Source organism: Janthinobacterium sp. Bl 1 (genome assembly GCF_058215535.1).
Map to the genome: position 1 here is coordinate 4,644,363 of NZ_CM177086.1, position 14,247 is coordinate 4,658,609.

Below are 14,247 nucleotides of genomic sequence, written 5' to 3' on the forward strand. Positions count from 1 at the left end.
TACTGCGATTACTTGCCGCCTAACGGCACCTCGCACAGGCAGTGCGTGAGGGCCATGAACGGTTTATGTTCGCGCGTGATGCCCGACAGCCAGGAGAGGTCCTGCGCCATGCCCAGCGCCGCGTCGGCCGGCAAGCCGGTCGTGGCCAGGCCCAGCTTCACGTGTTCGCCCAGGCCCAGCGAAGCCATGGCCTTGGAGCCGAACATGCCGATCAACCGGTCCACGTTCGACGTTTCCTGCTCCAGGTAGGTCACACGGTAATCGGTGCCCAGCTTGGCGCGCTTGGCGGCCGAGGCCAGCGCATCGCCATAGCTGCCGATGCGGTCGACCAGGTTGCGCTCCTTCGCCTGCAAGCCCGTCCAGACGCGGCCCTGCGCCACCTCATTGATTTTCTCGGGCGTCGTCTTGCGCGCCTTGGCGGCCAGGTTCAGGAAGTCGCCATACACGTGGTTGATCGAACCCTGGATCACTTGCGCGAAACGCGGGTCGAGCGGACGCAATGGGTTGCCCGCGTCGGCCAGCCACGTGGTCGGCGAACCGGCCGTATGGATGCCCAGCTTTTCCACTACCTTGTCGGCCGTCGGCAGAATCGCGAACACGCCGATGGAACCGGTGATGGTGGCCGCGTCGGCGATCACTTCATCGGCCGAGGTGCTGATCCAGTAGCCGCCCGAAGCGGCCACGTTGCCCATCGAGACGACCACCGGCTTGCCGGCGGCGCGCGTCAGTTCCAGTTCGCGGCGTATCAGTTCCGAGCCGAAGGCGCTGCCGCCCGGCGAATCGACGCGCAGTACGACGGCCTTGATCGATTTGTCTTCGCGTGCCTGGCGGATCAGGCGCGAGGTGGACAGGCCGCCGATGGCGCCCGGTGGCGCGATGCCGTCGCCGATTTCGCCCGAAGCGATGACCACGCCGACGGCGTCGCCGACGTGCACGGGGCGCAGGCGCGCCAGGTAATCGGTGTAGTTCACCTGGCGGAAGTTCGTGCCTTCCGTATTCTTCGCGCCGCGCGCCATCATGAACTGGCGCAGTTCATCGCGCGTTTTCAGGCCGTCGACCAGCTTGGCGTCCAGCGACACCTTGGCAATGTCGCCACCGGCGGCCGTCATCAGCGCGGGCAGCGCATCGATCGATTGCATGATGGCGCCGGCCGGCAGCTTGCGCGCCTTTTCCACGTCCGTCGTGTAGGTGGTCCACAGGCCGTTGTTCAGGTAACGGTCCGCTTCGGCCGCCGCTTCGGACGGGCCGTTGGCGATGAAAGGCTCGGCCGCGCTTTTATACGTGCCCACTTTCAACAGGTTCACCGTCACGCCCACTTTGTCGAGCGCGTCGCGGTAGTAATTGCGGTAGCGGCCAAAGCCTTCCAGCATGACGCCGCCCATCGGGTGCAGGAATACCTCGTCGGCCTTGGCAGCCACCAGGTACTGGCGCTGGTTGTAGCTCGAACCCCAGGCCGTGACTTTCTTGCCCGTGGCGCGGAAGCGTTCCACGCCGGCCGCCACTTCGCGCAGCGAAGCGAGGCCGCCGCCCTGCAATTCGTCGAGCAGGATCACCATGGAGCCGATGTCCTTGTCCTTGGACGCCGTGTCGAGCACCGCCAGCACGTCGCGCAGCTGCACCGTCTTCTTGACTTCGCCGCTGACATTGGCCAGCACGGCCTCGCGCACGCCGCCCGGGGTTTCCTCGACCAGCGGGCCTTGCAAGTCCAGTACCAGGGTGGTCTTTTCCGCCAGGGGCTTGGCGCCGCCGCCGAAGATGGCGATCAGGATGGCGATGACGATCAGCAGGAAGATCAGATTGATGACCGCGCGGCGGGTGGCGTCGAGCGCGCGCCAGAATGCGCCGAAACCGCGGCGCAGCGGCGGGAAGGGGTTGAGTGACATTGATGCTCCGTGAGGTTGTGTACCTAAAGGAAATCAATATAACTGAAAACGGGCTGAATCGTCTTATTTTGACAAGTGTGGCGCGCCTTTGATGGCCTGCCCTGCCGGCGTCGAGATGAGGAACAGGCCGCCCAGCACCAGGGCGCCATTCAGGATCAGCAATTCCAGGCCGATGCGGTAATGCTCGAACAGCAACGCCTGTTCCTGTTCGATCAGCGCGCACAGCAGCGGCCCCGCCACGGCCACCAGCGGCACCCAGCGGTCGCGCACGCCGCGCCGGCTCAGCAAGCCGAAGGCGAACAGGCCCAGCAGCGGACCATAGGTATAGCTGGCCAGCTTCAGGATCACGCCTATCATGCTGGGATCGTCAAGCCACTTGAAGGCCATGATCAGGATCAGGAACAGCGCGGCAAACCCCAGGTGGACACGGCGGCGCCAGCGCATCTGCGCGGCCGGATTCAGGTCCGCCCGCCGCTGCACGCCCAGGATATCGATGCAGAAGGTGGATGTGAGTGCCGTCAGCGCCCCGTCCACGCTGGGAAACAGGGCGGAAATGAGGGCGATGAAGAAAATCAGCTGCACGACGGCCGGGAAATGCCCGAGCACGACGGCGGGGAACAGTTTGTCGCCTGTTGCCGTCACGCCGGCCAGCGGCGCATACAGGTGCAGCAAGCCGCCGAGGAACAGGAACAGCAGCAGCACGCCCGTCAGCACCACGGTCAGGCTGAGCATATTCTTTTGCGAGTCGCGCAAGGTGCGCACGGAGATATTCTTTTGCATCATCTCCTGGTCCATGCCCGTCATGGCGATGGTAATGAACATGCCGGCCACGATGTGCTTCCAGACATAAGCGGGGCTGTCCGGATCGACGGTGAAGATGCGCGTGAGGCCCTGCGCGCGCATGCGTTCGAGGCTGTCGATGAGGGACAGGTCCATCTCGCGCAGCAAAAATACGCTGCAGATGACGAGACCGGCCAGCATGCACGCCGTTTGCAGGGTATCGGTCCAGACGATGGTCTTGACGCCGCCCTCATACGTGTAGAGCAGGATCAGCAGCAGCACGGCGCACGACGTCAGCCAGAACGGCACGCCCAGGCTGTCGAGGATGGTCGCTTGCAGGATATTGACCACCAGATACAGCCGCGCCGTGGCGCCCAGCAGCCGCGACACGATGAAAAACGCCGCCCCGCTCTGGTAGGAGCGCCGTCCCAGACGCAGTTCCAGGTAGCGATAAATGGAGGTCAGCTGCAGCCGGTAGTACAGCGGCAGCAAGATGAAGGTGATGGCCAGGTAACCGAGCACGTAGCCGATCATCAGCTGGATGTAGCCAAAACCGTTGCTACCCACGGCGCCGGGCACGCTGATGAAGGTCACGCCCGTGAGTGTCGTGCCCACCATGCCGAAGGCCACCAGCATCCAGTTGCTGTCCTTGTTGCCAATGAAAAAACTGTCGTTGGTGGCGTGGCGCGACGTGCGCCACGCAACGCCCAGCAGGATCAGGAAATACGCGAGGACGACGGCAAACAGGATGAGGGGCGACATGGACGTTGCGCTGGCGGCAAAGAGGAACAGGGGCAGCAATATACAACAAAGCGTACAGCAATGCCCCCGGTCAATCAGGCATCAGCAGCCAGTCGGTTTGACCTTCTCCACTTCCAGGCCGAACCACGGACGCAAGCGCGTGCCGATGACGTTGCCCAGAAAAGCGCAGACCAGCCACAGCCAGCCGTGCAGGCTGCCAGAGATGATGCCGCTGAAGTAAGCGCCGATGTTGCAGCCGTAGGCCAGGCGCGCGCCGTAGCCGAGCAGCAAGCCGCCGACGATGGCGGCGATCACCGAACGGCGCGGGATGCGCCACACGGGCGCGTAGCGGCCGGCCAGCGCGGCCGCCAGCATGGCGCCCAGCACGATGCCGATGTCCATCACGGACGTCTTGTCTTGCGTCAGCGGCGCGGCCAGCGCGGCCGCGTTGGCCTTGGTCGACCAGTAAGCCCAGCTGGCCGTGTCGATGCCGACCACGGACGCGGCTTTCGCGCCCCACAGGGCAAACGCGGACGTCACGCCCCACGGCCGGCCCGACAGCGCCAGGGTGGCGAAGTTCAGCACGACGAGAGCGATGGCGCCCGCCACCAGCGGCCAAGGGCCGTGCAGCCAGGGCGATGCCTGCGCGGGCCGCAATGGCGTGGCGACGAGCTTGCCATGGCGGCGCTTTTCCACCAGCACCGTGATGCCGGCGATCAGCGCGAAGACGATCCAGTTCAGCGCCAGCGCGGGTACCAGGCCCAGGGTCGTCACGAGGGAAATGGGCTGGAGCTGTGGCAGCGACGTCCAGAATGGCATATGCGCCGTGCCGATCACGGAGCCGACGATGAAGGCGGCCAGGGTGATGAGCATGCGCGTGCTACCCCCGCCCACCGTGTACAGGGTGCCGGACGCGCAGCCGCCGCCCAGCTGCATGCCGATACCGAAGATGAAGGCGCCGAAGATGACCGAGGTGCCGGCCGGAGAAACGAGGCCCGCGACGGGCGTGCCGAACAGGGTGCCGGCCGACAGCGCAGGGAAGAACAGCGCCACGCCGACGGCCAGCATCAGCATTTGTGCGCGCAAGCCGTCGCCGCGCCCATCGGCAATGAAGACGCGCCAGGCGGAAGTAAAGCCGAAGGCCGCGTGATACAGGGTGATGCCGAGCAAGGCGCCCACCACATACAGCGCGGACAGCGTGGCGCCGACGGTTTGCGCCAAATACCAGGCGCCGAGCACGATAAGCACAAGCGCGACGCCCAGCGGTTTTGGATTGATGGCGGCGCGCAGGCGCAGCGGTGACATTGCTGTATCGGACATGGGGAGTATGGGCAAGAGGAAAGTAAACGTCATTCTCGCCCGTTTTGGTGTTTTCTGCCAGAAACTTGCTGGCAGATCAGGCTAGCCTAGTGCCCCACCGCATGGATCGACTTTGCACCGCCGGCACGTACGGGAATCGGGTTCAAGCGATCCAGCCGGCCGCTCAAGGCTGTCAAACCGAAGGCACCCAGCACGACGAGCGCGCCGATCCAGCCCGTGTGCACGAGGCCCAGGTGTTCGACGATCAGGCCGCCACCCCAGGCGCCGCCGGCGATGCCGAGGTTGAAAGCGGCGATGTTCAGGCCAGAAGCCACGTCCACGGCGCGGGGCGTGAAGTGCTCAGCTTGCTGCACGACATACACTTGCAAACCGGCCACGTTACCGAAGGCCACGGCGCCCCACAGCAGCACGGTGATAACGACGAGCACGGGATGCGGCGCCGTGAAGGTCAGCAGCAGCAAAACAAAGGCCAGCAGCAAAAAGATCAGTTTCAGGGCGCGCACTGGGCCGCGCTTGTCGGCCAGCTTGCCGCCCCAGATATTGCCGAACGCCACCGACACGCCATACACAAGCATCACCACGCCCACGGCGCCGGCGCTGAAGCCCGACACTTGCTGCAAAATCGGCGCCAGATAGGTAAAGGCGATGAAGGAGCCGCCATAGCCGACGGCCGTCATCGCATACACGAGCAGCAGGCGCGGCTGGGCCAGCACCTGCACTTGCTGCAGCAGGGACGCCGGTTTGCCGTGGGCAATGGTCGACGGCACGTACAGCAGGCTGCCGATGAACGCCACCAGGCCGAGGGCCGAGACGGCAAGGAAGGTTTCGCGCCAGCCGAAATGCTGGCCGATGAAGGTGCCCAGCGGCACGCCCGTCACGAGCGCCACGGTCAAGCCCGTAAACATGATGGCAATGGCGCTAGCCGCCTTGTCTTTTGGCACCAATGACGTGGCGATGGTCGAGCCGATCGAGAAGAACACGCCATGCGCCAGCCCCGTCAGGATGCGGGCGACGACGAGGGTTTCATAGCCCGGTGATTTCCATGCCAGCAAGTTACCCAGGGTGAACAAGACCATCAGCGACAACAGCAAGGTCTTGCGCGGGATCTTGCCCGTCAGGGCAGTCAGCACGGGTGCGCCGACGGCGACACCCAGCGCATACAGGCTGACCAGCAGGCCGGCCGACGGCAGGTTCACGCCCAGGTCGGCGGCGATGGTGGGCAACAGCCCCACGATGACAAACTCGGTGGTTCCGATGGCAAATGCGCTGAGGGTCAGCGCGAGCAAGGCAATGGGCATGAAAAACTCCGATCAATGATGTTGGCATGCAGTATCGGAGTTTTCTTTGTTTCGAAAAATACTTCGCTTGGCAGAAGATAATTGCGCTCAAATCAACAATTTATAAGATATCGATCCAGTAGCAGCCGCTGACTACCTGCCGAGCGGTATGCAAACGATAACGACTGGACATGAGCAAAAGGAATTGAACAACCGGAAATATTACAAAGGCATATTGATTACAAAGGCATATTGCCCGGACCTTAACGCAGCTGCGGCCTTTCTATCCTTTGTGCCCTGCTGCGTGTTTCCCGTTCAATTTCGCTGCGCCGCTGACGCTCTGCTTCGGCGGCAGGAGACTGGAATATCTGCATCTGCGTGGCATTTTCTTGCCGTTCTACTTGCTGGAGTTTAGCTGTCGCCGCCTCGGCCGACATTTTCAAGGTCGCCACCTCCAGGCTGGCCGCATCCTGCCGCAACGAAGCTACTTTTTCCATGTTGCGCACCAGTTGCAGCGACGACTCGCGGTAAGCAACCGTGTCGAGCCACACCGGAATGGCCGGCATCGACGGCGCCTGGTCCTCTTGGGCGGCAGGCAGCGGCGTATCGGGATGCCCAGCGTGCGGAAGCGCATGCGACCAATCCATGGCATCTGAACGTATCAGCAACTCCGCGCGGCCTTGTGCCAGCAGTTTGTCGCGCAGTTCCTTTTCTGCCTGCAGATAAAAGGCATCGATGCCGGCGCTCTGCGCCAGCGCCGCGGAAGCAATGCTCCTCAGATTGGCGGCGGCCAGCAGGTCTGCAGTCAGCAGCCATTGCTCGGCGCTGGGCAAGCGCTTGATGGGCTCGCCAAGAGCGGCGTGCGCGACAGCCGCCAGTTGCGCATTGAGCTGGTCGGGATCATGCTGTAATGCCGCGATTTTTTCAGCATTGGCAGGATCGCCCAGGTACTGGGCCAGGCCGGTCGTCACCTTGATGGCATTGCGCTGGTGGCCCGTACGCAGACGGGACAAGTCAGGCACCAGCACGCGTACCGTTTGCTCCGAGGGTAAATCGCTTTTTAAGGTGAATTCGTAGGCGTTTTCATCGGCATCGACGCGCAGCGTAACGGTCAGCAACTCAGTGGAGTTGCCATTGATCAGCTGCGGACTTGCGCCAGGCGAAACCAGCAAGGAACGGCTGGACTTTTTCCCGATCCAGTACTTCATGTGGGCACGCCCCGTATTCATCAGGCGGACGTTTTCCTCGGGCGCGCCCAAGGTGAAAATATAACTATTCTCGTCACGCTGAAAATCGGGCAGCTCCAGCTGGGCACTCATCTGCAGCGGCAGCACATGCTCGGTCAACTGCCCGGACAGAAACATGTAGGCAGGATGCGTAGCCCGATCGGGCTTGACGAGCGAAATGTGATCCGCATTATCGATCGCCACCGGACGCCCGTCGCACACGCGCGTCGCGCTTCCCCACTGCACGATGCGCACGCCCCCCACATCAGCCGTTTCATAGGCGCAGCCGACGCGCGGCTTGGCCGCAAGGCTGGCCCAATCGTCGCTAAGCTGCTTGAGCATGTCATTGCTGTCGACTGGCCTCAAGTTCGACAGCGCAGGATTGCTCGCCACCAGCCCTGCCAGTTGCGCCACCTGTGCTCCCTCCATCGGCGCACTGAACAAAACGATCAGCGGCACTTTTTCAGCCAGTGCGGGGGCCTTGTCCAGATTATTGGCCAGATAGCGCATGATGACGAGCCCACCCATGCTGTGCCCGACAAACACAATGGCCGGGTAGTCAAGCACACCGGACGGCTGCAGATAGCTTTGCAGCTTGTTGGCTGCCTCGCGGATATCAGGCGAGCCGCCAGTCATGATGTTGGAGCTGAAACCGAAGGCATAAGTATCGACTTGCGGTCCCAGCGTGGCATCATTCTTGAGCAGGCGAAAGAAACTCTCGCCATGCGCGTCCGTCCACGTACCTCGCGTGCTGCCAAAGATGCCATGCACGAACACGACCGCGATTTTATGCCTGGTATCGGACCGCTCTACCCAGCCTGGATCCTCGCCATTCACAGGGGCCGAACGGTGGCACGCAGCCAAGACCAGGCAAGCAGCAATGAGTGTCAGCCACCAATGCTGGCGGCGCAGTGCGACAGCTGTTCGCATTCTTGCCCCCTTTCCATGCCATGACCACGGATGCCACCTGCTGCCCGTGCATGTAAGCGTCACGGCGCACTGACGACACAGTATGTGGCGCAACGGCGCTTGCGCGTAGTGAAATGCATGATAGTTTGATTTCGCGAAAGCCGGCCCCAATACGATGGAACCAAATCACGCGCGTGGTGTACAAACTGACGGGTGTCGGCCGTCCCGGCCTGTCTGCTACACTGCGCTGCATGCAACAGAGGTCACCACCATGAATTCAGAAAAACTGGCGCTGCTGGTCACGCGCGAAATGCCATATGGGAAATATCAGGGACGGCTGCTGGCCGACTTGCCGGGACACTACCTGGGCTGGTTCGCGCGCGAAGGCTTTCCCTCGGGCGAACTGGGCAGTTTAATCGCGCTGATGTACGAGCTCGACCACAACGATTTAAGAAGCTTGCTCGACCCGCTGCGCACGCGCAAGTCGCCGTGGCGGCCGGGCGAGTAAGGAGAGTAGTAAGGCGGGTCTTAAAACTCGCGTACTTTCCTTGCCAGCATGGCGCTGAACTCGCCATTTTCCACGAGTTTTTGCAGTTCGCTTGCGCCACCGATGAGCATGCCGTTGACAAAGACCATGGGAAACGTCGGCCAGCCCGTCCACATCTTGAGGGCATTGCGGCGGTGCCACTGGCTCAAATAACTGCCGTATTGCAGGTACTGGTAGGGCGTGCCCAGCACGTCAAGGATCTTGCGCGCCTTGCGCGGAAACGGATTGAGCGCCATGCCGACGACGACGACCTGGTGCGCGGCGATGGCAGCCTGCACCTCGCGCACGATGTCCTTGTGCTTGCTGCCGATCAAGGGACGGGCGGCGGAATGGATCTGGGCTTGGTCAAGGATGGCGCGGGTCATGAAAGTCCTGGGATGAGTGGCACGTGGCGTGCGGATCCACGCATTGTGCCACGCACGCAGCCTGGCGTGGGCTACACTGCGCCTCTCCTCCCCTTCGCGTCAAAGATATGCAAGACATCCATCCCATGCTTGAACGACGCCGCAGCCGGCGCCTGCTCGGCGCTCTTCTGCTGGCCGCCAGCTGCGCCAGCGCCCACGCCGCCGATCCCGGCCTTGAAAGCGGCCTGCTCCACGCGCTGCACCTGAAAAAGGGCACGACGGACAGGGTGGGCACCTCGGGCAAGGCCATCGCCGCCTACATGCGCGAAGGCTATATCGGCAAGCGTCCCGACCAGCGCTTCGACTACACCGATTACTACCTGCTGAAGAAACCGGCCAGCTTCATGGGACATGAACTGGTGCTCATCGAGGAAGAATACATCACGCAATACATAGGCTGCTGCGTCAGCCCCGGGGCCGGCGTGACGGTGAAGGTGCGTGGCAACACGCAAAACCTGCAAGCGTTCGCCAGCGCCCAGCGCTGCACCCTGACCGACCCCGTCGATATGCAACATGCATTGAGCGAGGCGGCCATCAAGGCCAGGCTGCCGCAAGGCCATTACGCCTCATTGAGCTGCCGCGAACGCGACGCGCAGCCCTAGCGGCTCGATGGCGGATGCCGTATGCCGGCCTGAACAATCGTTGCCGTCGAATACGGGGATGCGATATGCCAGCCCAGGCTCGCATACAATTTCGCCCCATCGTCCGTTGCCACCAGCACCCGGCGCGCGCTGGCCGATCGTTGCCTGGCCGCCAGCGCGGCCATCAGCGCCCGCCCCAGACCCCGGCGCCGGTGGCCGGCCTCGGTGACGATGCGGTCAAAGACAAAGACACCGGCATATTCGACGGCATGGCCGCTGGCGGCAATACCGCCATCTTCGGCCAGAATACGCGCCGTCGTGATTTCCTGTGATGTTGCCACGTCCAGGCGGTAGCCGGCAGGCAGATCCGGCGCCTGCAGAGTGCCTTCATGGGTCATGAAATAGCCGCCGGGGCAAAGTTGCCATCGCGGCGGTAACAGCCCCAGCAATTGCTCCCCGTCACCACACATCTTGATGAAGATATGCGGACCGTGGATCGACGCTGCCAGCGCGCTGATGCCTGGAACAGGTCCCGCAAAAACGTGGCGCCGGATTTCGCCCGGCAAGCCCGTATCGACGCGCCATCCGCCGTGATCGGGCACGGGCAGCGCCAGGCCGCGCGCCATCGAACGTGCCGCCAGCCAGGCGGCAAGCAGGCCGGGATCGGCCAGATTCGACTTTCCTTGTTCTTCCAATTTTCATGCTCCTACATTCGTCCCTGTCCCGCTTATGCCAGGGAAAATCTTCCGCCTACCCCAGCGGCACGTGCAAGCCCATCTTCAGGCAAGTCAATGCCACCGACGTGCGGTAGCGCCGGATATTGTCGTCGCCGCCGAACAGGCGCTCCGTCAGCGCCTCGTATTCGGCCATGCTGCTGGCGGTAATGATCAGCAGGTAATCGGCCTCGCCCGTGATCCCGTAGCACTGCTGGATGGCAGGCTCGGCCATGATGCGCGCGCGCATGCCTGCCGTGCGCTGCGGGTGTTCGTCGTGCAGATGCACTTCCACCGTCAGGATCAGGGGGCGGCCTACGCGGCTCGCGTCGAGCACGGCCACTTCATTGCGGATCACGCCGCTCTCGCGCAGGCGGCGGATGCGCCGCTGCACGGCCGGTGCCGACAAGTGCACGGCCTGGGCGATTTCACGCTGCGATGTCGTGTTATCGCGCTGCAAGATGTCGAGGATGGCCAGGTCGAAGGTATCGAGGGTGAGGGAGGGCGTGAGCGAAAGTTGCGTCATGAAGGTCAAAATGCAGTGCAAAACTCGGAGCAGACACAATAAACTTTCACTATTCCGATATCAAGCCTTTTATCACATGCCATTACGCCGCTATTCCTCGTTGATTCCCCTGCTGGCCATCCTCGGCTCCGTCACCTGCCTGGGACTGGGCACGTCATGGGCCAAGCACAGCCTGTTTCCGCTCGTGGGCGCGCAGGGCACGACGGCCGTGCGCGTGGGCTTTTCCGCGCTGCTGCTGTTGCTGTTCTGGCGCCCGTGGCGCTGGCAGCTGAGCCGTGCCGACCTGCGCACGGTGGCCCTGTACGGCGCCGCGCTGGGCTTGACCAACCTGTGCTTCTACATGGCCTTGCGCACGATCCCGTTCGGCATCGCCGTGGCGATCGAGTTTTCCGGCCCGCTCGCCGTGGCCCTGCTGGCCTCGCGCCGCCCACTCGACTTCGTCTGGGTGGCCCTGGCCGTGGCGGGACTGGCGCTGCTGCTGCCGCTCGGCCACGACGTCAGCAACCTCGATCCGACAGGCGTGCTGTTCGCCCTGGGCGCTGCCGTATGCTGGGCCTCGTATATCGTCTTCGGCAAGCGCGCCAGCCATTTGCATGCGGGCCATTCCGTCTCGCTGGGCCTGGCCATGGCCGCGCTGGTGGTCGTGCCCGTGGGCGTGATGCACAGCGGCGCCGCCCTGCTCTCGCCTGTCGTGCTGGGCGTAGGCTTAGGGGTAGCGCTCATTTCCAGCGCGATACCGATCTCGCTGGAAATGGTGGCCCTGAAGCGGCTGACGCCGCAAGCGTTCGGCATCATGAGCAGCATGGAGCCGGCCGTGGCCGCCATGCTCGCGTACATCCTGCTCGACGAGCGCCTCGGTGCCGGGCAATGGCTGGCGATTGCCATGATCATGGCCGCGTCGATGGGCAGTTCGTACATGGCGCAGCGCCAGAGACGCGCTGCGCCGGCTGGTGCTCAGGCCCGAATATAAATCGTGAAGCTGGCATAGATCATGACGATGCCTCGTGCTGCCTGGCCGTGCGCCAGGCCAGCAGCGCGGCCAGCACGAGCAGCGCGGCGCTGGCCGTGAAGGTGGCGCGAAAACCGTGGCCATCGAGCAGGATGCCGCCCACGGTGGAACCGAAGCCGATGCACAGCTGGACGACGGCCACCATCAGGCCGCCACCGGCTTCGGCGTCATCAGGCAAGGTCTGCGCCAGCCACGACCACCAGCCCGTGGGCGCGGCCGTCGCCAGCAATCCCCATAGCCCCAGCAGCACGAAGACGGGCGCCAGCTCGTCGCCGAACGCCAGCAGGGCCAGCGCGATGGCGGCCATCAGCAAGGGAATGGCGACGAGCGTGCGGTACAGGCCACGCCGCAGCACCACGCCGATCAGCGCCGTGCCGATGAAGCCGGCCACGCCGATCGCCAGCAGCAGCATCGACAAGGTGGGCACGCCGACGCGCGTGACGTTTTCCAGGAACGGACGCACATAGGTAAACAGCACGAACTGCCCCATGAAGAACGCGCCGACGGCCAGCATGCCCAGGGCCACCTGGCGGCGTTCGAGCAGGCGCAAGATTTGGCCGGAACGGGCCGACCGCGGCGCCGCCGGCATCGATGGCAGGCTGCGCCACTGCCAGGCCAGCGCCAGCAGCGCCACCGGCGCCAGGCACAGGAAGGCGCCGCGCCAGCCGATGCTGGCGCCCAGATAGCTGCCCAGCGGCGCGGCCACCACGGTCGCCAGCGCATTGCCGCCATTGAAGATGGCCAGCGCCCTGGGCACGCTGTGGCTGGGCACGAGGCGCATCGCGACGGCGACCGACATCGACCAGAATCCCCCCACCACCACGCCAATCAGCGCGCGCCCCGCCATGTACATCGCGTAGCTGGTGGCCAGTCCCACCACCAGCGCCGACACGCACATCAGGCCCGTCAACAGCAGCAGCAAGGTCTTGCGGTTCATCAATGCCGCCAGGGTAGCGATGGACAGGCTGGCCAGCACGGCGAAGGCGCCCGAGATGGCGATGCCATAGCCGGCCAGGCCTTCGCTGACGTGCAAGTCCGCCGCCAAGGGCGTGAGCAGGCTGACGGGCATGAATTCGGAGGCGATCAGGGTGAACACGCACAGGGTCATGGCAAAGATGCCGCCCCAGAACGCGGGCGCTGCCGCCTCGCTGCGGACCGCGCTCATGCCGCCAGGGCGCGCTGGAAGAACGACGCCAGCTTGTCCCACGGGATCAGGGTCACGCGGTCATACAGGTCGACGTGGCCGGCGCCGGCAACGTAATGGAGCTCCTTCGGCTCGGCGGCGCGCCGGTAGGCATCCTCGCTGAACTCCTTCGAGTGCGCCTGGTCGCCCGTGATGAACAGCAGCGGACGGGGCGAGATCGTCTCGATATCGATGAAGGGATAGAAATTCATGAACTTCACGTTGCTGCTCAAGGTGGGACGGGTGGCGCGCTCAGGCAGCTGGCTGGCAGGGATGTAGGCGCCGCGCGGCGTGCGGTAGAAGTCGTGGAATTCGCGTTCGATAGCACTTGGGTTGGCGCTCAGCTCGGGCAAGGTGCCGCTCGTGTAGGCGGTGGCGCCTCCGGCAAACTCCACCTGGCGCTGGCGCGCGGCCGCGGCGATATAAGCCTGGCGCTGCGCCAGCGTTTGCGACTGACGCAAGCCGTGGCGGCTGGCGCCGCCCATGTCGTACATGCTCACCGTGGCGATGGCCTTGATGCGCGGGTCGATCTTGGCCGCGCTGATGACAAAGCTGCCGCTGCCGCAAATGCCGATGGCGGCGATGCGTTCGCTGTCGACCAAGGCTTGTGCGCCGAGAAAATCGACGGCGGCGCTGAAATCCTCGGCGTAGATATCGGGCGAGACGGCGTTGCGCGGCCGCCCTTCGCTCTCGCCCCAGAACGACAGGTCCAGCGACAGGGCGACGAAGCCCTGCTCGGCCATTTTGGTCGCATACAGGTTCGCGCTTTGCTCCTTGACGGCGCCCATCGGGTGGCCAACGATGATGGCGGCGTGCCGGCGAGCGGGGTCCAGCTGCGCCGGCAGGAACAGATTGCCGGCAACCGTCATCTGGTACTGGTTGCGGAAGCGCACCGGCTGTACCGTCACCTTGCCGCTTTTGTAGAAATTGTCGGCGCCATCGGGCATGGCCGGCAAGGCCGGCGCGGCGGTGGCGAAAATGGGTGCGCCCAGGACGGATAGGACGCCCAGTGCCGCCATGCCCGTGCCCGCTGCCTTGACGAATTCGCGGCGGCCAGCGGTCGTTTTCATGCGTGTTGTCTTCATGCCCATGCTCCTTTAAAAGTCAGGGCACCATCTTGACGCAGGCAAGCTCTTTTGATTAGCGGG

13 protein-coding genes are annotated in these 14,247 nt (G+C 63.9%); 3 read left to right on the plus strand and 10 right to left on the minus strand.

What is annotated here, in order from left to right; translation table 11 throughout:
* Positions 1–8: 8 nt before the first annotated feature.
* The 5 genes from sppA to AC4BCN_RS20910 form a co-directional block, all read right to left on the minus strand.
* Positions 9–1,883, minus strand: coding sequence for a signal peptide peptidase SppA (sppA, locus tag AC4BCN_RS20890; RefSeq protein WP_139089888.1), 1,875 nt, complete (start codon positions 1,881–1,883; stop codon positions 9–11).
* A 63-nt stretch (positions 1,884–1,946) separates the two neighbouring features.
* Complete coding sequence (locus tag AC4BCN_RS20895; RefSeq protein WP_490491667.1) at positions 1,947–3,425, minus strand: sodium:solute symporter; 1,479 nt, start codon at positions 3,423–3,425, stop codon at positions 1,947–1,949.
* Between the two features lie 81 nt (positions 3,426–3,506).
* Positions 3,507–4,724, minus strand: coding sequence for a YeeE/YedE family protein (locus AC4BCN_RS20900; RefSeq protein WP_490491668.1), 1,218 nt, complete (start codon positions 4,722–4,724; stop codon positions 3,507–3,509).
* 86 nt (positions 4,725–4,810) lie between these two features.
* Positions 4,811–6,022, minus strand: a complete 1,212-nt coding sequence (locus tag AC4BCN_RS20905) for an MFS transporter (RefSeq protein WP_490491669.1) — start codon at positions 6,020–6,022, stop codon at positions 4,811–4,813.
* Between the two features lie 242 nt (positions 6,023–6,264).
* Positions 6,265–8,157, minus strand: coding sequence for an alpha/beta fold hydrolase (locus AC4BCN_RS20910; protein WP_338679282.1), 1,893 nt, complete (start codon positions 8,155–8,157; stop codon positions 6,265–6,267).
* 250 nt (positions 8,158–8,407) lie between these two features.
* Here AC4BCN_RS20910 and AC4BCN_RS20915 point away from each other — a divergent pair, with 250 nt between their 5' ends.
* On the plus strand, positions 8,408–8,644 hold the full coding sequence (locus AC4BCN_RS20915; protein WP_034749909.1) for a DUF3820 family protein: 237 nt from the start codon (positions 8,408–8,410) through the stop codon (positions 8,642–8,644).
* A 20-nt stretch (positions 8,645–8,664) separates the two neighbouring features.
* Here AC4BCN_RS20915 and AC4BCN_RS20920 read toward each other — a convergent pair whose 3' ends face one another.
* A complete protein-coding gene (locus AC4BCN_RS20920) occupies positions 8,665–9,048 on the minus strand; it encodes a glutaredoxin domain-containing protein (RefSeq protein ID WP_490491670.1) in 384 nt (127 codons plus the stop codon).
* Between the two features lie 125 nt (positions 9,049–9,173).
* Here AC4BCN_RS20920 and AC4BCN_RS20925 point away from each other — a divergent pair, with 125 nt between their 5' ends.
* Positions 9,174–9,689: a hypothetical protein gene (locus AC4BCN_RS20925; protein WP_490491671.1), complete on the plus strand. Its 516-nt coding sequence runs from the start codon at positions 9,174–9,176 to the stop codon at positions 9,687–9,689.
* On the opposite strand, the gene AC4BCN_RS20930 is transcribed toward AC4BCN_RS20925, so the two are convergent.
* Positions 9,686–10,363: a GNAT family N-acetyltransferase gene (locus tag AC4BCN_RS20930; RefSeq protein WP_490491672.1), complete on the minus strand. Its 678-nt coding sequence runs from the start codon at positions 10,361–10,363 to the stop codon at positions 9,686–9,688. The genes AC4BCN_RS20925 and AC4BCN_RS20930 overlap by 4 nt on opposite strands.
* A 55-nt stretch (positions 10,364–10,418) precedes the next feature.
* Positions 10,419–10,907 carry an Lrp/AsnC family transcriptional regulator gene (locus AC4BCN_RS20935; RefSeq protein ID WP_034750278.1) on the minus strand — a complete coding sequence of 163 codons (489 nt, stop codon included), beginning with the start codon at positions 10,905–10,907 and terminating at the stop codon, positions 10,419–10,421.
* Between the two features lie 76 nt (positions 10,908–10,983).
* Here AC4BCN_RS20935 and AC4BCN_RS20940 point away from each other — a divergent pair, with 76 nt between their 5' ends.
* Entirely contained in the window at positions 10,984–11,877 is an 894-nt protein-coding gene (locus AC4BCN_RS20940) for an EamA family transporter (RefSeq protein ID WP_070302149.1), read from the plus strand.
* 19 nt (positions 11,878–11,896) lie between these two features.
* On the opposite strand, the gene AC4BCN_RS20945 is transcribed toward AC4BCN_RS20940, so the two are convergent.
* The gene (locus tag AC4BCN_RS20945; protein WP_490491673.1) at positions 11,897–13,081 is read right to left on the minus strand and encodes an MFS transporter; all 1,185 of its coding nucleotides are present in this window, start codon (positions 13,079–13,081) and stop codon (positions 11,897–11,899) included.
* Positions 13,078–14,184 (minus strand): alpha/beta hydrolase, encoded by a 1,107-nt coding sequence (locus AC4BCN_RS20950; RefSeq protein WP_490491674.1) that lies wholly within the window; start codon positions 14,182–14,184, stop codon positions 13,078–13,080. Before AC4BCN_RS20950 ends, AC4BCN_RS20945 begins: the two co-directional genes overlap by 4 nt.
* Positions 14,185–14,247 lie beyond the last annotated feature (63 nt).